18 protein-coding genes are annotated in these 20,063 nt (G+C 41.7%); 17 read left to right on the top strand and 1 reads right to left on the bottom strand.

Annotated features, from left to right (window positions below; all coding sequences use genetic code 11):
* The first annotated feature begins 127 nt into the window (after positions 1 to 127).
* The 3 genes from BLU33_RS16525 to BLU33_RS16515 all read left to right on the top strand — a co-directional run bounded on the left by BLU33_RS16525 (position 128) and on the right by BLU33_RS16515 (position 2,714).
* Positions 128 to 1,006 carry an NAD kinase gene (locus BLU33_RS16525; protein WP_091375411.1) on the top strand — a complete coding sequence of 293 codons (879 nt, stop codon included), beginning with the start codon at positions 128 to 130 and terminating at the stop codon, positions 1,004 to 1,006.
* A gap of 9 nt (positions 1,007 to 1,015) precedes the next feature.
* Complete coding sequence (porG, locus tag BLU33_RS16520; protein ID WP_091375408.1) at positions 1,016 to 1,804, top strand: type IX secretion system protein PorG; 789 nt, start codon at positions 1,016 to 1,018, stop codon at positions 1,802 to 1,804.
* Between the two features lie 394 nt (positions 1,805 to 2,198).
* Positions 2,199 to 2,714: an ExbD/TolR family protein gene (locus BLU33_RS16515; RefSeq protein WP_091375405.1), complete on the top strand. Its 516-nt coding sequence runs from the start codon at positions 2,199 to 2,201 to the stop codon at positions 2,712 to 2,714.
* Positions 2,715 to 2,773: 59 nt separating this feature from the next.
* Here the strand turns inward: BLU33_RS16515 and BLU33_RS16510 are convergent, their stop codons facing one another.
* Entirely contained in the window at positions 2,774 to 4,294 is a 1,521-nt protein-coding gene (locus BLU33_RS16510; RefSeq protein WP_091375402.1) for a S10 family peptidase, read from the bottom strand.
* A gap of 363 nt (positions 4,295 to 4,657) precedes the next feature.
* Between BLU33_RS16510 and BLU33_RS16505 the strand changes: the two genes are divergently transcribed.
* The 14 genes from BLU33_RS16505 (at position 4,658) to BLU33_RS16440 (ending at position 20,006) form a co-directional block, all read left to right on the top strand.
* Positions 4,658 to 5,398, top strand: coding sequence for an isoprenyl transferase (locus BLU33_RS16505; RefSeq protein WP_091375400.1), 741 nt, complete (start codon positions 4,658 to 4,660; stop codon positions 5,396 to 5,398).
* A gap of 62 nt (positions 5,399 to 5,460) precedes the next feature.
* Positions 5,461 to 8,022 carry an outer membrane protein assembly factor BamA gene (bamA, locus tag BLU33_RS16500; protein WP_091375397.1) on the top strand — a complete coding sequence of 854 codons (2,562 nt, stop codon included), beginning with the start codon at positions 5,461 to 5,463 and terminating at the stop codon, positions 8,020 to 8,022.
* Between the two features lie 17 nt (positions 8,023 to 8,039).
* Positions 8,040 to 8,570 carry an OmpH family outer membrane protein gene (locus BLU33_RS16495; RefSeq protein WP_091375395.1) on the top strand — a complete coding sequence of 177 codons (531 nt, stop codon included), beginning with the start codon at positions 8,040 to 8,042 and terminating at the stop codon, positions 8,568 to 8,570.
* A gap of 49 nt (positions 8,571 to 8,619) precedes the next feature.
* Complete coding sequence (locus BLU33_RS16490; RefSeq protein WP_091375392.1) at positions 8,620 to 9,135, top strand: OmpH family outer membrane protein; 516 nt, start codon at positions 8,620 to 8,622, stop codon at positions 9,133 to 9,135.
* A 74-nt stretch (positions 9,136 to 9,209) separates the two neighbouring features.
* Positions 9,210 to 10,043 (top strand): glutamate racemase, encoded by an 834-nt coding sequence (gene murI, locus BLU33_RS16485; RefSeq protein ID WP_091375391.1) that lies wholly within the window; start codon positions 9,210 to 9,212, stop codon positions 10,041 to 10,043.
* Positions 10,044 to 10,178: 135 nt separating this feature from the next.
* Entirely contained in the window at positions 10,179 to 11,249 is a 1,071-nt protein-coding gene (gene nuoH, locus BLU33_RS16480; protein ID WP_091375388.1) for an NADH-quinone oxidoreductase subunit NuoH, read from the top strand.
* A 98-nt stretch (positions 11,250 to 11,347) separates the two neighbouring features.
* Positions 11,348 to 11,938 carry a 4Fe-4S dicluster domain-containing protein gene (locus BLU33_RS16475; protein ID WP_091375385.1) on the top strand — a complete coding sequence of 197 codons (591 nt, stop codon included), beginning with the start codon at positions 11,348 to 11,350 and terminating at the stop codon, positions 11,936 to 11,938.
* Positions 11,939 to 11,964: 26 nt separating this feature from the next.
* Positions 11,965 to 12,483, top strand: coding sequence for an NADH-quinone oxidoreductase subunit J family protein (locus tag BLU33_RS16470; RefSeq protein ID WP_232009316.1), 519 nt, complete (start codon positions 11,965 to 11,967; stop codon positions 12,481 to 12,483).
* A complete protein-coding gene (gene nuoK, locus BLU33_RS16465) occupies positions 12,480 to 12,785 on the top strand; it encodes an NADH-quinone oxidoreductase subunit NuoK (RefSeq protein WP_091375379.1) in 306 nt (101 codons plus the stop codon). Before BLU33_RS16470 ends, nuoK begins: the two co-directional genes overlap by 4 nt.
* Before the next feature lies 1 nt (position 12,786).
* On the top strand, positions 12,787 to 13,266 hold the full coding sequence (locus BLU33_RS16460) for a hypothetical protein (protein WP_091375375.1): 480 nt from the start codon (positions 12,787 to 12,789) through the stop codon (positions 13,264 to 13,266).
* Positions 13,263 to 15,323 (top strand): NADH-quinone oxidoreductase subunit 5 family protein, encoded by a 2,061-nt coding sequence (locus tag BLU33_RS16455; RefSeq protein WP_232009315.1) that lies wholly within the window; start codon positions 13,263 to 13,265, stop codon positions 15,321 to 15,323. The genes BLU33_RS16460 and BLU33_RS16455 overlap by 4 nt, the downstream gene beginning before the upstream one ends.
* A 152-nt stretch (positions 15,324 to 15,475) precedes the next feature.
* Positions 15,476 to 17,080, top strand: coding sequence for a complex I subunit 4 family protein (locus BLU33_RS16450; protein WP_091375371.1), 1,605 nt, complete (start codon positions 15,476 to 15,478; stop codon positions 17,078 to 17,080).
* Positions 17,081 to 17,083: 3 nt separating this feature from the next.
* Positions 17,084 to 18,595: an NADH-quinone oxidoreductase subunit N gene (locus BLU33_RS16445; RefSeq protein WP_091375368.1), complete on the top strand. Its 1,512-nt coding sequence runs from the start codon at positions 17,084 to 17,086 to the stop codon at positions 18,593 to 18,595.
* A 103-nt stretch (positions 18,596 to 18,698) separates the two neighbouring features.
* Positions 18,699 to 20,006: an ammonium transporter gene (locus tag BLU33_RS16440; RefSeq protein ID WP_091375366.1), complete on the top strand. Its 1,308-nt coding sequence runs from the start codon at positions 18,699 to 18,701 to the stop codon at positions 20,004 to 20,006.
* The last annotated feature ends 57 nt before the right edge of the window (positions 20,007 to 20,063 follow it).

Here is a 20,063-nt window from a genome sequence, read left to right as displayed (position 1 = left end):
TAGTTGATGGTTCATAGTTCATAGTGTTTTATAAATTAGTTAAAACTATAAGTAACACAAACCAATTATTAGGTATGAACATTGAAGCTACCATGAACCATGAACTACCAACTATGAACCGCATAGCATGAGAATAGCAATCTACGGCAGGCCATTTAATTTAGATGTATTACCATACGTTCAGGAAGTGTTTGATAACCTGTCACAGCATGGGGTCGATATTTATGTGCACCATCAGTTGAGTGATTACCTGAACGATAAAATAAAGATCGTAACCTATCATGTTTTAGGATCTGATGTTAAGATAAAAGGCTTTATTGATCTTTTTATTACCCTGGGCGGCGATGGCACTTTGCTGGATATGGTAAGTGTCATCCGTAATACAGGTGTACCTGTAATAGGTATAAACTTCGGTAGGCTCGGTTTTTTGGCTACCATTAATAAGAGTGATATAGCTGCCGCCATATTCGCAGTAGTAAATAAGGATTATAGTCTGGATAGCCGTGACCTTATTAGCATAAACTCTGAAAACGAGGTTTTTGGCGATGATAACTTTGCACTCAATGATATTACCATCCATAAGCGCGATGATGCAGCCATGATCATTACCCGTGTGTACATGGATAATGAGTTTTTAAATGCCTATTGGGGCGATGGTATCATTATATCAACCCCAACAGGTTCAACAGCGTATTCATTAAGCTGCGGCGGTCCAATTATCTTCCCGCAATCAAACAGTTTGGTCTTAACGCCGGTATCACCGCATAACCTTAATGTAAGGCCGGTTGTATTGCCCGATAGCAGCACCATAACTTTTGAAGTAGAGAGCCGTAGCAGCAATTACCTGGTATCATGCGATTCGCGCACGGCTACAATTGATAAAACCATGCGTTTTAGTGTACAAAAGGCGGGTTTTCAGTTAAATTTAGTACGTTTAAATAATGAAAGTTACTTATCAACGTTAAGGAACAAATTATTATGGGGACTTGACGTTCGCAATTATTAAATTTAATTAATGCCAAAATTTGCAATAACTATACTTTTAATCTTTATCTCACTTAGTTTAAAGGCACAAACCTGGGAACTTGGCGGAGCTTTAGGTGCATCAGGCTACATGGGCGATCTTAACCCAACCAACCCGCTCAAGTTTAGTGGTATAGCTATCGGTGGTTACGTACAGCGTAATTTTAACGGTTACGTATCGGCCAAGCTAAACTATACATACGGTACGATAGCAGGAGCCGACAGTACTTCATCAAACCAGCAGTTTCGCAACCGTAATTTAAGTTTCAGAACCTCATTGCAGGAGCTAAGCCTTATAGGCGAGTTTAATTTTATGGAGTATATACCCGATGTGAGCCATAACCGGTACACCCCTTATATTTATTTAGGTATAGGTATAGTAGGGTATAACCCGCAGGCTACTTACATGGGGCAAACCTATAACCTCCGCCCATTAGCTACGGAGGGCGAAACTCCTTATTCCAAAACTGCCATCTCCATACCTTATGGTGCAGGTATCAAATATAATTTCTCGGGCAAATGGAACATAAGTGCTGATATTGGCTACCGCCAGCCCAATACCGACTACCTTGACGATGTAAGCGGGCTGTACCCTGATAAAAGCAAGCTAACTAGTCCCATTGCAGTCGCGTTATCCGATCGCTCAGGCGAAAAGACGGGCGTATATACCGGTGTTGCCGGTACCCAGCGCGGCGATTTGCGCCCGCATGATACCTACCTGTTTCTGCAGTTTGGCGTATCGTACACTTTCGTTACGGAGAAGTGTTATTTTAGCAGATAGAAGGCGAATCACAGATTTGAGCAGATTTTAATTATTTCGCTGATTTTTTTTGAATCTGTGAGATCAGCTGATCCGTTTAATCTGTGATTCTGACAAAATGCGTTAGGGATGGCAGCGGATACCGGCCTTGAGCCTAATGCCTGTGCAGTATGAGCGAACAGCCCGGCCCGCTGGATAGCGGGAACGCCCCAATTATCTGAACTCGAATTTTATGAATTTTTCGAATGAACAGAATTCTATTAATTCCTTAATGCATAAAATTCGAGTTCTGACAATTTATGAATATTTTATTGCATCAATGTTGCAACAAATACAATCCGCTTGCGTTATAAAGTAAAAGCGGCAAACCTATACGCCGTTTGATACCAATTCTTTAACCTTAATCCTTACAATCATGGCAGAGCTGAATCTTTCTTCCGGAAAATCAGGCGGCAGGCAAACCAGTAAGTTGCCCGTTCGCGTGGACCTAACCGCATTGGTTGATCTTGCATTTTTACTCATTACCTTTTTTATGCTCACTACCACGCTCGCCAGATCGCGCGCTATGTCGCTGGTTATGCCCGATAAGTGTGCTGGGGGAATGGCTGTACCCGAATCGTCCACCATGACTATCTGCCTGGGTAAAGGCCAGGCCATGTGGTACCTCGGTATGGCTGATAAGCCTGTGATAGCGCCAAAGGTTACCGCTTATGGCAATGATCTGAATAAAGCAATATTGGAGTTACGTAAGCAGGTAAAAGCAACCAGCGGTCGCGATATGATGGTGATTATAAAACCATCAGCACATTCGGTTTATAATAACCTGGTGAGCACCATCGATGAGCTGAATATCACCCAAACAAATAGATATGCGATAGTTGATATTGCAGCTAAGGATATTGCTCTTTTAAAACAAAAGGGCATTTATTGATTATATTAAAGTTTGCAGTTGACATCCGATTAACGTATTGTCAACTGCAAACTAAAAAACTAATACTTAGCCGCTTGTCCTGGCTTAGGTATTGATTCCTGTATAAACTTCCTTAAGTTTTCACTGGCAACGGCCAATTCCTCTTTACGTAAGTATATCATGTGGCCGCTTTTGTAACCTTCCCATTTCAGGCGATCCTTTAGTCTGCCGCTTGGGTCGAGCTGCCAAAGGCTGTATTTAGCATTAAAATAATCGCAGGCACCATCATAATAACCCGATTGTATGAGCAAATGCAGGTATGGGTTTTGTGCTATAGCCTGTCTTAAATTTTCGCCGGTTTGGTCGTTGGCATTATCCCATGGCCATACATCGCCAAACATATTGTATTTAAGATCGGTTTTATAATTGAGCTCATTACGTAGATAAATATTAATAGCAGGGGTAAACGACTGCAGCCATGCGGTAAGCTCGGCGTTATAATCAGGGCTGCTGCCGCTGGTTTGCCTGTCGATGCCTTTATAGCGTGAATCAAGCCTGCCTATAGTGAAACCTTTGTCACGTAAAAGCTCCTTCCAGTACAGGTCGTATGATACGTCAAGATTATTATCCAGTATCACTTTTTCTGATAGACCACTATATTTTGACATTTTCGCTGCTATGTCCTTTTTCTGTGCATCATCCAAAAAACCACCGCGCGATAGGGCAGGGATGAGCTGATTAATGGTGAAATCTTCCACTTCAGGTAAAAAATCGGTCAGCTCTTTTTTCTGTAATTCGGGTGATAGTGCGCCATGATACCAGGCCGTAGCGGCAAAATAAGGCAGTTTTAAAGCCGCGCTTACGGGCCCGCTGCGCTGAATACCCAAATCGGTTGGTGAAACCAGTACTACACCATTCAAATACATCCATTGTGAGTTCTGCAGTTCCAGCGCCAGGCCCGATACACGGGTAGTACCATAACTTTCGCCGATTAGAAATTTAGGCGATGCCCAGCGGTCCTTACGGGTAACAAAGGTATTTATCCATTCGGCAAGGTATTTAATATCTGCATTTACGCCGAAGAACTTTGTGCCGGGCGTGCTTTTATCTACAGGTCTTGAATAGCCTGTGTTAACGGGGTCAACATAAACAATATCGGCCACATCCAGTATAGAGTTCTTATTTTCGCCGATACCATAGGGCTGAACAGGATAGCCCTCGCTATCAACATTAAGTACCCGCGGACCTGTATAACCTATTTCCATCCATACCGATGGTGTGCCCGGGCCGCCGTTAAAAGAAATAACCAGCGGGCGGTTTGCTCTGTCGGTAACATCGTCACGTTCATAGTAAGTATAAAACACGCCGGCAATGGGTCTGCCGTCATTATCCCATATGGGCATGCAGCCCGCGGTAGCTGTATAGGGGATAACCTGGCCTTTAATAGTTACCTTATGTTTGGTAACCACCGCCGAATCAACCTGCAAAATCCGGCTTTTTGATATTGGTTGAGTGTTTGTTGCAGGCGCCTGAGGCGCTTGGGCAATTGCAGTGGCACTAAAAATGCATGCAATTGCAACTGAAGTAAAATACTTGTGCATATATAATAATGAGTTTAAAATGAAAGCGAGCTTTAAATATAGGATATAAAATTAAAATTTACATTCACAGGCTGTACATGCCACATACACATTGGATTACTGATAAGGGCTAAATGTTACCGGCTTAATTGTTTAAAAATATCCGAAAACAATTTCTTTCCCGGCATACTAAAAAAAATACAATTAAGTTTTACCTTTGTACCCTGAAAAAAATGACAATAAGGCTTATAAACCAGGCCAAAATGGGTCATTTTTAACGGATAATTAACTAAAGGTAATTTATTATTGATCATATTACTGGTCAAACTTTATTAAAAGCATGTCTTTGTAATCCAAATTACGGCTTTTATTAATCGGCATAAAATGGGATATAAGGATCAGATTGATTTGTTAAAATTGCCTCAGCACATAGCCATCATTATGGATGGTAATGGCAGATGGGCTAAAGGGAAAGGCAAATTGAGAATATTCGGTCACCATAATGGCGTACTTTCCGTTAGAGATGTTGTTGAGGGGAGTTGCGATGTGGGTTTGCAATATCTTACATTATACACCTTTTCATCAGAAAACTGGAACCGCCCCAAGCTGGAGGTTATGGCTATTATGGAGTTAATGGTAAGCACTATTCATAAAGAGATAGCCAACTTTATGAAAAAGAATGTACGCCTTAATGCCATTGGTGATTTAACCATGCTACCTGAAAGATGTTACCGTGAGCTAAAAAGCGCTATTGACCAAACAGCAGGCAATACCGGCCTGGTGCTTACACTTGCTTTAAGCTACAGTTCGCGCCGCGAGATTGTGCGCGCAGCCAAAGAAATTGCCGCTAAAGTGCAAAAAGGCGAAATAAATTTAGAGGATATTGATGAGGAGATGTTCGAGAATAATTTATTTACCGGCAATATGCCCGATCCTGAATTGCTGATAAGAACCAGCGGCGAATACCGAATAAGTAATTACCTGCTATGGCAAATTGCCTATGCTGAACTATATTTTACGCCGAAATTATGGCCTGATTTTCGTAAGGAGGATTTGTTTGAAGCGATCCTTGATTTTCAAAAACGTGAACGCCGTTTTGGCCTCACCAGCGAGCAGGTGAATTAAATTTTTGCGTTTAACACTTTTTAACAACTGTATAAATTATTTTTAGCCACTTAAATATTCGAATGAATAAATTTCTCTTTGCTATTCTTTTTACTGTTCTGAGTGCCGCTGCAATGGCTCAGGGCCCCGGCCAACCCAGGCAGTCGTTGTTAAAATCGTCAATTCCGGCTGATAGTTTAAGTTATCTTAATCCCAAGGATTATATAATAGGTGGCATTACTGTTACAGGTACTAAATATCTTGATAAAGATGTATTGATAACCATATCAAAACTTACAAAAGGCGATAAGATAAACCTGCCGGGTGAAGCTAACGCCAGCGTTATCAAAAACCTGTACCAACAAGGTTTGTTTGATGATGTACAGTTAAATGTTACTTCCATTAATATGGATACCATTTACCTGGAAATAGCGGTGCATGAGCTGCCACGCTTGTCGAAACTGCATATAACCGGTATCCGCAAGGGCGAGATAGACGATGTGCAGAAAAAATTGAGCGACAAAACCAACAAAATTGTAAACCAGAACTTACTGAGCACAACCGCTGCTATTATAAAAAGGCATTTTAATGAAAAGGGCTTTTTAAATACCACTGTTGATATTAAGCAGAGGAAAGATCCGGGAGATGCTAATAGTATCATACTTGATGTTGCGGTTAACAAGCACGAAAAGGTAATGATAAACGAAGTTACCTTTGAGGGTAACAAAGTGTTTTCGGATAAAAAACTCCGCAAATACCTGAAAAAAACACGTTCAAGAAAATGGTATAACCTGTTTGGTTCAAAAAAATTCAAGCAGGATAAATATGATGATGATAAGCAAAACCTTATCGATCAGATGCAGGATAAAGGCTATCGTGATGCGGCTATCCTGAGCGATACTGTTTATAAACATGACGATCAAACCGTAAACGTGCATATCAAATTGCACGAAGGCCCTAAATACTATTTTGGTAACATCAAATGGTCTGGTAATGCAAAATACCCTGCTGAAGCTTTAACCAGGATACTGCGTATTAAAAAAGGTGATATATTTAGTGAAGATCAGCTGAATAAAAGGCTTAGCGGCCCAACGCCTAACAGCGATGATGTGTCATCACTATACCTGAACGATGGTTATTTAACTTATCAAGGCGATCCGGTACAAACCAAAATATATAACGATACTGTTGATTTGGATATAAGGGTTTATGAAGGACCTCAATACACTATTAACCGCGTTATATTAAAAGGTAACGATGTAACCAACGATAAGGTGGTTATGCGTGAGATCCGTACCAAACCAGGCCAGAAGTTCAACAAGGACCTGCTGATTCGCAGTACACGTGAAATTTCACAGTTAGGTAACTTTGATGAGCAAAAAACAGAGCCTAAGCCAACCAACATTAACCCGGCTGATGGTACTGTTGATATTATCTTCAACGTGGTTGAAAAACCGTCAGATCAGATAGAGCTTTCGGGCGGTTTTGGTGGCGGACAGTTGGTAGGTACACTGGGCTTAACGTTCAATAACTTCTCTATCCGTAACATCTTCAATCTTAAAGCTTATAAACCACTGCCAAAAGGTGATGGTGAAAAGCTAAGCTTAAGAGGCCAGTCGAGCGGTAGAACATACCAGAACTACTCGTTCACTTTCTCTGAGCCATGGTTAGGTGGTAAAAAACCGATATACTTCGCAGTTTCGGCGTATACACAGTTAAGCTCAACAGGGCAATACTATGCAACTACCAACCCGCTATATAACAAGTTACGTATTAATGGTGTTGGTGTTACCTTAGGTAAGCGCTTAAACTGGCCTGATAACTACTTCCAGTTAAACTACTCATTAAACGTTGACCACTATAATCTGGATAACTATACAGGTTACCTGTTCCAGAATGGTACTTCATACAACATCAAGTTAACCCAGGAGCTTAGCCGTAACTCGTTGGATGTGCCTATCTTCCCAACACAGGGTTCAAACATGAAGTTAACTTTACAGGGTACGCCGCCATATTCATTGTTTAACAATATAAACTATGCGATTGCTACTCCAGAAGAGATCTACCATTTTGTGGAGTACTACAAAGTGAAGTTTGATGCGCAATGGTTTACAAGAATAGCCGGTAAGTTTGTATTGATGTCGCAGGTAAGGTTTGGCTGGTTAGGCGAGTACAACTCTAACGTACCGCAATCACCGTTTGAAAGGTTTAAGTTAGGTGGTGACGGTATGCAGAGCTACCAGTTTTTACAGGGTAGTGATATCATTGGTTTAAGAGGGTATCAAAACTTCTCTGTAATACCTGAAACTGCTCCATTAGGTACAACTGCTGATAACAACGTAGGTAGCCCGATATATACTAAATATACACTCGAGCTTCGTCACCCGGTTATTGCCAGTGAATCGGCAACTATATTCTTACTTGCCTTTGCTGAAGGTGGTAACGTATGGGATCATTTCAGTGATTATAACCCATTTGATATTAGGCGTTCAGTTGGTATTGGTGCACGTGTATTTTTACCTATATTTGGTTTACTTGGTCTTGACTACGGTTACGGCTTTGATAAAATACCAGGTATACCCGACGCGAACAAAGGACAGTTTAGTTTTTCAATCTCTCAGAGTTTAAGCGGAGGATTCAATTAACAACCAAAAATTATTTTATGAAGAGAATAATTTTAGTACTGTTTTTTACGTTCATAGCAGTTACAGGGGCATTTGCCCAGCGTTTTGCTTATGTTGATTCAGATTATATTCTGAAACATATGCCCGAATATATTTCGGTACAGAAACAATTGAATGCATTGTCTGATCAATGGCAAAAGGAGGTGGATAGTAAATTTGAGGAGGTTGACCGATTATACAAAGCATACCAGGCCGATCAGGTGTTGATGACCCCTGATATGAAAAAGCGCCGGGAAGCTGAAATTGCCGATAAGGAAAAGGCGGCTAAAGATTTTCAGCGCCTCAAGTTCGGGCCCGATGGCGAACTCACCCAGCGCAGTAACGCGTTGATTAAGCCCATACAGGATCGTATAGCTAAAGCTGTACAGGGAGTTGCAGAAAGTGACGATCTTGATATGATATTTGACAAAAACAGCGAAGTGATTATGTTGTACGCTAACCCGAGATATGATAAAAGCGCCGAAGTAATAACTAAACTGGGATTAAAACCAGGAGTACTTGCTAAATAAAAATTTTATATATATAATCGCACTAATTATTAAAACACAGAACAGAACAATGAAAAAATCATTAAAAGTTGCTTTAGTTGCAATATGCATGGTATTTGCAATGAGCAGCTTTACTAAGGCTCAAAGCAAAATTGGTTACATTAATACAAATCAGTTAATGGATCTGCTTCCGGAAATGAAAACTTTGCAGACTCAGATGCAGGCATATCAAAAAACATTTGCCGATCAATACGCTACGATGAATTCAGAGTATCAGTCTAAAGGTCAAAAATACGAAGCTGGTAGGTCAACAATGACAGATGCTTCACGCACAGCTGCTGAAGCTGAATTAACAGATCTGCAAACCCGTATCAAAGCATTTGCTGATAACGCCCAAAAGCAAATCGAAGCAAAAAGCAACGAGCTTTTAAAACCACTTACTGATAAGGTACGTGCTGCTATCACAGCTGTAGCTGCTGAAAAAGGTTATGCTTATGTATTAGATTCAGGCCAGGTTGAGCTTTTAGTATCACCTGCGGGAGATAACCTGATGGCACCTGTAAAAACTAAATTAGGGTTACAATAATTGTAATCTCATACTAAAAACATTTTATGTAAAGCGTTCCGTATATACGGAACGCTTTTTTTATTTTTGTTATCGTGGTAAAAAACAAACCTATTGGAATATTCGATTCAGGCTATGGCGGTTTAACCGTTTTTCGTTCAATATTCGAGCAACTCCCGCAATATGATTATTTATATTTAGGCGATACTGCCCGTGCGCCGTATGGCAATCGCTCGTTTAGCGCTATACATGAATATACGTGGGAGTGTGTACAAAAAATGTTTGCAATGGGCTGCCCACTTGTTATACTGGCTTGTAACACTGCATCGGCCAAAGCGCTGCGCACCATACAACAGCAGGACCTGAAAAACGAAGACCCGGCAAAAAGAGTGCTCGGCGTTATTCGCCCAACTGCCGAAGTTATTGGTAACTATACACAAACAAAAGAAATAGGGGTACTGGGCACAAAAGGTACGGTACAATCAGGTTCATATCTGATCGAGATAGATCACTTTTTTCCTGAATTGAAGGTTTACCAGCAAGCCTGCCCGCTTTGGGTGCCGCTTATTGAAAACGCCGAATACGATAAACCCGGAGCAGATTATTTTGTGAAGGAATACCTGGATCAGATTATGGCGCAATCGCCAAATATTGATACCATTTTGCTGGCATGTACCCATTACCCATTGATACAGGATAAAATAAATGCCTACCTGCCCAAGCATATTAAAACCGTTGCCCAGGGTGATATAGTTGCCAAAAGCCTGGTTGATTATTTGCAACGACATCCCGAAATGGAGCAAAGCATCACCCAAAATGGCACACAACAATTTTTTACTACTACTGATGATACCGCTGATTTCGATGTACATGCGTCAATGTTTTTCAACGCCCCGGTGAAATCACAGTTCGTGTCAATGAAGGGGTAAATTTGGCTGATCGTATTGATTTAGTTTTTTAAGTAGACTAAGTTAATGGGGGATATAGATAATATGCCTAAATCACCCGATCAGGCATCAACATAATCAACCTAATTTATTAAGTTTGCATTTTTGTAAACGCAATTGAATTTTTATATAACATTTTTTGGTATTGGTATCGGGCTGTTTGCTTTTACAGCCCTGTTCGCGTTATTCGCCGTTTATGCCGAACGTAAGGTATCCGCGTTTATACAGGACAGGCTCGGCCCAATGGAGACCGGCAAATTCGGCATGCTGCAAACCCTTGCCGATGGCCTAAAGCTCATCCAAAAAGAGTTAATTATACCTGCCGCTGCCGATAAATATTTATTTATGCTGGCCCCGGCTATTATATTTTTAGCCGTATACATGGGGTTCGCAGCTATGCCCTGGGCGCCGGGACTGGAGCCCACCCACATGAACCTTGGGCTGTATTACATTTTTGCCATTATAGCTATAGAAACCCTCGGCATATTAATGGCCGGCTGGGGATCGAACAATAAATATTCCATACTAGGGGCCATGCGTTCCGTAGCGCAGATCATCTCGTATGAGATACCCGCCGGTTTTGCGCTGATATCCGTAGTGATGATAGCCCAAACCCTCAACATGCAGGACATAGCCACGCAGCAAGGTATCTTATCAACGGAAAGCATAAAGTTTTTAGGTTTTTGGGATGTATCAAAAATCGGTGGTTTCTTCGGTTGGAACATTTTCCGTGCGCCACACCTCATTATCGCGTTCGTGATCTATTTTATAGCTTCACTGGCCGAAAGTAACCGCGCGCCCTTTGATATACCAGAGGCAGAATCAGAACTGGTGGCAGGTTTTCATACCGAATTTACCGGGTGGCGCTTTGCCTTCGTGTTTTTTTCAGAATATTCAATGATGTTCCTGGTATCAATGATCAGCGTTATACTGTTTTTAGGCGCCTGGAACACACCATTACCAAATATAGGATCGGTACATTTAGCAACGTGGACAACCGGCACCGCCTGGGGCATTATCTGGATAGTAATTAAAACACTATCATTGGTAGGCATACAGATGTGGATACGGTGGACGCTGCCACGCCTGCGGGTTGATCAGCTGATGAATCTTTGCTGGAAAGCGTTAACACCACTTGCGTTTATATGTATGCTTATATCGGGTATATGGAGGTTGTGGCTGATGTAGTTCACTAGTTCATTAGTTCATTGGTGCATAGTTCATGAAATTTTATGACGCCAGTGCACCAATGAACTAATGAACGAGTGAACCAATGAACAAAAGAAATGAACAATAAAGTAATAAACGGATTTACAACTGCATGGAAGGGCCTTAGTCTTACCATCAGGCACTTCTTTGCCTCAAACGGCAAGCGGGAGGTAATATCCGCGAGCGATAATAATTACTTTAAGCAGTTGGAAAAGGGCACTAATACCATACAATACCCAAGCCAGGAGCTGCCCGTGCCTGAAGTTGGTCGTTACCAGCTGGATGTGGAAATGGATGATTGTATTGTGTGCGACCTCTGCGCTAAAATATGCCCTGTAAATTGCATTGATATCGAATCGATCAAGGCTACGGAAGTTATCGGCCAAACATCCGATGGATCAAAGAAGATGCTTTATGCCGCCAAGTTTGATATTGATATGGCCAAATGCATGTACTGCGGTCTATGCACTATAGTATGCCCTACGGAGTGCATTGTGATGACCAATCAGTACGATAAAACGGTATTTGAGCTAAGCGACCTAACCTACCAGTTTTCTGACATGACAGCCGAAGAAGCAGCCGAAAAACGCAAGCTGCTGGATAAACAAATAGAAGAACGCGCGGCAGCAAAATTAGCAGCCATGAAACAAAAGGAGGGCGGCGCATGAACATAGCTCAGATCCTTTTTTACCTGATGAGTTTCATCACCTTGGCGTCAGCAATATTTGTAGCGTCAACTAAAAACCTTGTGCGCTCGGTATTTATGTTTTTTATTACGCTGTTTGGGTTAGCGGGGTTGTATGTATTGTCGCTGGCTGATTTTGTGGCCATTACACAGGTGGTAATATATGTAGGCGGTATTTTGGTGCTGATATTGTTTGCGTTCATGCTATCAGGTAAGGAAACGCTGGACGCCATTCAAAAACAAAAGAACCAGTTTATAAGTGCTAATAAAATAGCTTCGGTAATATTGGCGGTATTGTTTTTTGTTGTGCTAATACTGATGATATTTAAGGTTGATGTAAATAACCTGGTATGGATAAAAAATGCTACCGGCCAAAATAGTGATATCAAACTAAACTCAAATATGACAGATAACATCGGCATAAATTTAATGACCCGTTACCTGCTGCCATTTGAGGCGATATCTATTTTACTGATGATGGCCCTGGTAGGCGCTGCGCATTTATCACGAAAGGAGCAAAAGGCATGATCACCATGAATGATTTTTTGATTGTGAGCGCTGCTTTGTTCTGCATCGGGTTGTTTATGCTGGTATCAAAACGCAACGCCATACAAATATTAATAGGAATTGAACTGATGCTGAATGCTGCCATACTTAACCTGGTAGCTTTTGGTAAATATGATCGCTTTGCCAATGGCGGACAAATGTTCGCCCTGTTTGCCATAGTATTGGCCGCTGCTACGACAGCCGTGGCCCTGGCTATAATTTTAAATGTATACCGGAGATATAAAACCATTGATCCGGCGAAGGTTGATAAATTGAGGGATTAAAATGATGAAAATAAACGCTCTGTTATTCTGCTTATTTCTTTCAATATCTGCTTTTGCGCAAAATAAGGATTCGATTAAAGTTGATTCTGCTAAAAAAGCTATCGCAGCAGCTGACCAATCAATAATTGTTGACGGCAAAGAATATAAAGGCGATATAAAATCTATCGACCCGAAGAATATTGTAAATGTGAGTATTGTGAAAAACTCAACCATTATAGTTACCAAGCCCTATGCAACTGCGGCGTATCAGAAAAAATTCAGTGCTATCTCCAATAGTTATAAACGTTACCTGGAGAAAAAGCAAACCGATACCAACCTGCAATATGTGCTGAACAATACCATGATGAACCAGGACAGGAAGAGCACCATCCAGGAGTTTTATCAGCTTTCACCTGCAAACATTAAAAACATCTCCTTTAAAAGGGATTCGCATTTTACAACGGATGCAACCGTAATTATCACTACAAAAGAAGACAATTGAATACAGCCGTACCATACCAGGATATAACCACCATTTACCATGCGCTTGCAGCAGTATTGCTGCCCTTTGCCGCGTTTTTGGTAAATATTTGCCTGCCGGGTAAGCGTAATATTATCAGTGGATGGTTATCAACAGTGGCTATATTTATAAGTGTTGTTTTATCAGCTACCATATTTGCGCAGGTATGGAATAAACCCCAATTGCATGTACAACAATTATGGTTCACCATTGGTGCAACAAAACTGTACGCAGGTGTATTGTTGAACAACTTGTCGGTACTAATGCTGTTATTGGTTAGCTTGATTGCTTTGCCGGTACATATCTACTCCACAGCGTACATGAAGTACGATGAAAGCTATAAGCGCTATTTCAGCTACCTGAGTCTGTTTTGCTTCAGCATGCTGGCGCTGGTAGCGGTTGATAATTTGTTCTTATTCTATGCCTTTTGGGAACTGGTAGGATTTTCATCATACCTGCTGATAGGCTTTTGGTTCACCAAAGCAAAAGCGGTGCAAGCCAATAAAAAAGCTTTTTTGATGAACCGTATTGGTGATATCGGACTGTTAGTTGCCATACTTATCCTGTTTACCCAATTTCATACAGCGGATCTTGTCCAGCTTTTTGGTGATAACGGGTTAATTGCACAGTCGTTCATAAAATTGGATAACTGGGTTAGCGCGACTGGTCAAATGCCTGTTATTTGGCAATACATTGCAGTTGGTGGCATCTTCTTAGCTGTAGCTGCAAAATCAGCACAATTTCCATTGCATACCTGGCTGCCCGATGCCATGGAGGGGCCAACATCAGTATCAGCACTCATTCATGCGGCCACTATGGTTGCAGCCGGTGTATTTTTACTTGGCCGGGTTTATCCGTTGTTCAATAGCACCGAACTAAACATACTGGCGGTCATCGGCTGCTTTACCGCATTTATGGCGGCTACCATCGCCCTCACCCAAAACGATCTGAAACGGATTTTGGCTTACTCCACCATATCGCAATTAGGTTATATGACCATGGCCATGGGTATCGGTGCATATTCATCATCGTTATTTCATTTGGTTACGCATGCATTTTTCAAGTGCCTGTTGTTTTTGGTTGCCGGTATAGTTATCCACCAGATGCAGCATATCAAAGAAGAAAACGACCTTGATATCGACCCGCAAAATATCCTGCATATGGGTGGCCTGCGTAAAAAACTGCCGCTAACATTTATCGCGGCAGTTGTTGGCGCTGTGGCTTTAATTGGTTTGCCGTTAACATCGGGATACCTTTCAAAAGATGGTATATTGGTACAAGCCTTTGAATGGTCGGATGGCAAAAGCTGGGTTTACCGATTAATACCTGTTGGCGCGTTAGTTACCAGTTTATTAACTGCGTTCTATGTCGCCAGATTAATTGTAAAGGTTTTCTTCGGCGAGTTCAGGTTACAGAAAGCTAACCCGCACATTAAAATACATTGTGGCGATGGCGGTTGGCAATACACGCTTCCGCTTGGGCTGCTAGCTGTGTGCTGTTTGTTCCCATGGTTTAGCTTAAATCCACTGGTTTATGAGCATGCATGGATTTTAACGGGTTTTAATCCATCGGATTACCTGGAGCGTGTAAACATGTACCACACCATTATCCCGGCAGGTATAAACGTGCTGAACTTTGTGGTCATCTACTTTGCTTATGCGGTATATGTAAAACGTAACAGCTATACATTCCCACAAACTGGCTTGCTGTTCAAACTTTCGTACCATGAATGGTATATTGATAAAATATACAACAGCATCATTGTAAAACCGGTACTGGCTATCAGTAGGTCGGCATCATGGTTTGATAAAAATATTATTGATGGGTCCATCAACCTGTTAAAGAACACAGTGCTGGTACTATCAAAAATTACCGCCTGGCTTGATAAAAATATTATTGATGGTTTGTTACATTTACTAACCTCAATAACTTTAGGCATAGGCAACTTTGCCCGTAATTTTCAAAGCGGAAAAATTCAGTATTACCTGTTCAGCATGCTGGCTATTATACTGGCCGTGTTTATTTGGTTTTTAATATAGATTAGATATTAGATTTGAGCTATGAGATTTGAAACAAATACATTCCTACCCATTCCCCTCTCGAGAGGGGGCGCGAAAGACAGTGCGGCCGCAGGGGTGTGTTATACAAGTGCCACTCACCGCTCACTATTCACCATTCACCATTTCACTAAATGCTAAGCCTACTCATATTTATACCTATCCTGTTCGGATTAATAATTGTGGTGCTGCCCTCAAGCATGCGCGCAAGTTTTAAATATATTACCCTGCTGGCTACCATAGTACAGTTGTGTATAAGCGTTTGGTTGTATCTTAATTTTAAAACAGGCGCTGCATATGGTGGTATAAACCTTGAGAACCAATTTCAGTTCGTTCAAAAACTACCGTGGATAAACCTTAACCTGGGTGCCCTGGGCAAAATGCAGGTTGATTATTTTGTGGGGATAGACGGCATATCCATAACACTACTGGTAATGACATCATTAGTATTGGTAGTAGCAGCTCTGGCCTCATGGGAGATAAAAAGTAACCTGAAAGGCTTTTTCGCACTGTTTTTATTGCTGGATATGGCTTTGATCGGCGTATTCTGCTCGCTTGATTTCTTCCTTTTCTACATATTTTATGAGCTGATGCTGCTGCCACTATACTTTTTAATTGGCATGTGGGGCGGCGCGCGAAGGGAATATGCGGCAATCAAATTCTTCCTGTATACCTTATTCGGTTCGGTGTTTATGCTATTGGTGATGATCGGCCTATACCTGTCGGTAACCGACCCAGCAACCGGCAACCATACCTTTAACATGGTGCAAATGATGAACCCGGCGAATTATGCCCCAGGCTCAGTATTCTCTGCGTTAAGCCATCAAACTATATTCGGTTTCCCGGCACGTACGGTTGGGTTTATTGTATTGTTCATCGCATTCGCTATCAAAGTGCCGGTTGTACCATTACATACCTGGCTGCCCGATGCGCACGTTGAAGCGCCTACGCCGGTCTCCATTATATTGGCGGGTGTCCTGTTAAAAATAGGTGGCTACGGTATCATTCGTATCTGTATTGGTATTTTCCCGGATGTTGCCGCTTCCGGTGCTTTCTGGCTGGGTTTACTGGGCATTATCTCCATTATATACGGTGCGCTAAACGCGTTGGCACAGCGTGATTTTAAACGGATCATCGCTTATTCATCCGTTTCACAAATGGGTTTTGTGCTGCTGGGTATTGCCTCGCAAACTGCTGAGGGTATCAGCGGGGCAGTGTTCCAGATGGTGAGTCACGGGTTTTTAGCCACCATGCTTTTCTTCCTGGTAGGGGTGGTGTATAATCGCGTGCACGATAGGGATATATACAACTTCCGCGGACTGGGTTCGTTCATGCCTAAGTATACCGTATTTATCATGATCGCGTTTTTTGCCTCATTAGGTCTGCCGGGCTTTTCGGCATTTATTGCAGAAGCATTCTCATTGGCAGGTGCCTTTAAATCAGAGGCCGTTAACGGATTGGTGCCTCAATGGATGGCAGCAGTAGGGGCAATAGGTATATTATTCAGCGCCTGCTATTTTTTATGGACCTTGCAACGCATGTTCTTCGGTTCGCTATCCTTAAAAGGAGGGGAGATCTGGAAAATAGCTATGACCGATCTTAATACGCGTGAAATGATAACTTTAATACCATTGGCTCTCACTGTATTGGTTTTAGGGTTGATGCCATCGCTGGTATTTGAAAAGATCAATGATTCGGTGCTGGCACTGGTAAGTTTCACCAAAAATTTTGTACACTAAGTAATGCACGATCTGCTTCCATTAATACCGAGCTATTTAAATGATGTAGTTGACAGCATTAAATACTTTATGCCCGAAATATACCTGGCTGGGCTTTTCGTTGTAGTATTGGTAACAGATCTGCTTTTTGGTAAGAACTCCCGTTGGATAGTAAAGTTTATAGCTTGCGCAGGTATATTGGGTGTGATCATAAAGGATCTGCTACAGATATCGCTATTATTAATCAACGGACAAACCAACGGTCACTTTCTTTTTAATGAAATGCTGTTGCTCACCCGTACAGGTATCAACTTTAAATTTGTAATTGATGTGCTGGCGTTTATTCTGCTGCTATACTTTGATTGGGATAATAATTTAGCTAAGCACCGCAAAGGCTTATCCGATCTGTATTCCATCGTCATAGCCTCCTTAACAGGGCTGCATTTAATGGTGATGGCGGTTAATCTGCTGTCTATTTATTTATCAATCGAGATGGTATCTATTGCTTCATACCTGTTGGTGGCTTACCGTTCCGAAAGTTCATTCAGTACTGAGGCGGGTTTAAAATACGTGCTTTTTGGCGCGTCAGCATCTGCTATAATGTTATATGGTATTTCGTTACTCTATGTATATACAGGCTCGCTTAATTTGTTTGGAGGCAATCTGATACAGGGCTTAACACAGGTTAATCCTTTACCTGTTTCATTCGCGCTGGTGCTGGTACTGGCAGGCATAGGCTTTAAGCTATCATTTGTGCCGATGCATTTTTGGGTGCCTGATGTTTATGAGGGCGCGTCCACACCCGTTACCGCGTATTTGTCGACTTTGCCAAAAGTAGCAGGTTTTGCATTGCTCATTAACTTTTTAACCCCGTTCATCTTCTTTGCCAAATGGAACGCGTTTGATTTTCATCTGTTCCTGTCGGCTGTTGGTATTATTACCATAATAGCCGGTAACTTTGCTGCTTTATTGCAAACCAATGTGAAGCGGATGCTGGCTTATTCGAGCATTGGCCATACCGGGTTTGCTTTAATGGCCATAGTTACATTTAATTCGCAGGGTATATCGGCTTTAACTTATTACCTGTTGGTTTATGGTATTGCCAACATCGGTGCCCTGGCACTAGCGAGTTACTTTACCAATGTAACCGGTGCCGAAGATGTGACGGATTACAAAGGCCTCGGATTAAAATATCCTTTAGCTTCGGTATGTTTTGTAATTATACTGATATCACTCACCGGTCTGCCTGTTACCGCAGGGTTTACAGGTAAGGTATTTGTATTCTCAGCGGTGTATGGCATTTATCAGGAAAATCATGATATATGGCTATTGCTGCTTATGGTTACCGGGGCGTTGGCTACCGTAGTATCGTTATTTTATTACATCCGGATACCACTTTATTTATTTGTAAAACGGAATGAAAATACCCATGATGCCGTTAGAGGATCAAATAATCTGATAATTTTGGTAATAATAATCTCATTATTATTAATTTTTCTTGGTGTTTTTCCAGATCTGTTGCTCAGATATTTGTAAAACGTAAATTTTTTGTTCTTTTTTCGATATTTATCATCGTTTATTTCAATTTATATGAAATAAATCATACTTTCAGGCCTTTTTTAAATTATACTGAAAGTTAATGAAGCGTTATTTCCCCTTTTTTATAATCGTAGTCATTTTAATACTGACATTTATTTTCCCGTCGGTTGAATTAAATAATACCGGCAATCCCCATTTTAATACCGGCGATATTGCCTGGATGCTGATGTCGACAGCATTGGTTTTGATCATGACACCCGGTCTTGCTTTTTTTTACGGTGGCATGGTAACCAAGAAGAATGTGATTTCAACCATGCTGCAAAGTATTGTGTGTATGGTTATCATCACCGTAATGTGGGGCATATTTGGTTTTAGTTTGGCCTTTGGCGATAGTTTCTATGGCATAATAGGCGACCCGCGCACTTATTTTATGATGAAAGGCATGCTGGGCAACTCCACCTGGAAACTGGCGCCAACCATCCCGCTGCTATTATTTGCCATGTACCAGTTGAAATTCGCTATCATAACCCCGGCGTTGATTACCGGTGCTTTTGCCGGGCGTATCCGTTTTAACTCTTATATATTATTCGTTTGCCTGTTCTCTATATTCATATTTTCACCACTGGCGCATTGCACCTGGCACCCCGATGGCTTGCTGAGCAAATTAGGCGTGCTTGATTTTGCAGGCGGAACGGTTGTGCATATGTCGGCAGGCTGGGCGGCACTTGCATCGGCCCTGTACCTGAAACGCCGCAGCGACCAGGATCATACGCCCGCCCGTATTACTTATGTAATGATAGGTACCGGTTTATTATGGTTCGGCTGGTTTGGTTTTAATGCGGGCTCGGCATTTGGCGCAAACCATTTGGCGGTTACCGCATTGGCTACAAGCACAACGGCATCAGCAGCGGCAGGCTTAACCTGGATATTTTTTGATATGCTACGCGGTCATAAACCGTCGGCAATGGGTACTTGTATAGGTGCTGTAGTTGGACTGGTGGCTATTACACCTGCCGCAGGTTTTGTTTCCATTCCGCATTCACTGGCTATAGGTATTATATCATCAATAGTAAGTAACCTGGTGGTTGAATGGCGTACACGTACAACAATTGATGACACATTAGACGTTTTCCCTTGCCACGGCGTAGGCGGTATGGTGGGTATGTTACTTACCGGCGTTTTCGCTAATCAAAACGTAAACCCGGGCAACACTACAGGTAACGGTCTGTTCTTTGGCCAAACACACTTGTTTTTTGTACAATGTATAGCGTTGGTGCTGGTATCTATATTCTCATTTTTCGGCTCATTGCTGTTACTGAAAATTACCGATATGATATCGCCGCTGCGCGTTTCAGCTGAAGATGAGATCATTGGTTTGGATATTAGCCAGCACGGAGAAAAACTATAGCGATTCAACTATAATTCCCAGTCTTCCTTTGTGGTTTACTATAATTTAGAAAGAATT

It is taken from the genome of Mucilaginibacter mallensis, assembly GCF_900105165.1.
GTDB lineage: Bacteria > Bacteroidota > Bacteroidia > Sphingobacteriales > Sphingobacteriaceae > Mucilaginibacter > Mucilaginibacter mallensis.
Note: the sequence above shows the minus strand (reverse complement) of the source record. Positions and strands in the feature narration are given on the sequence as shown.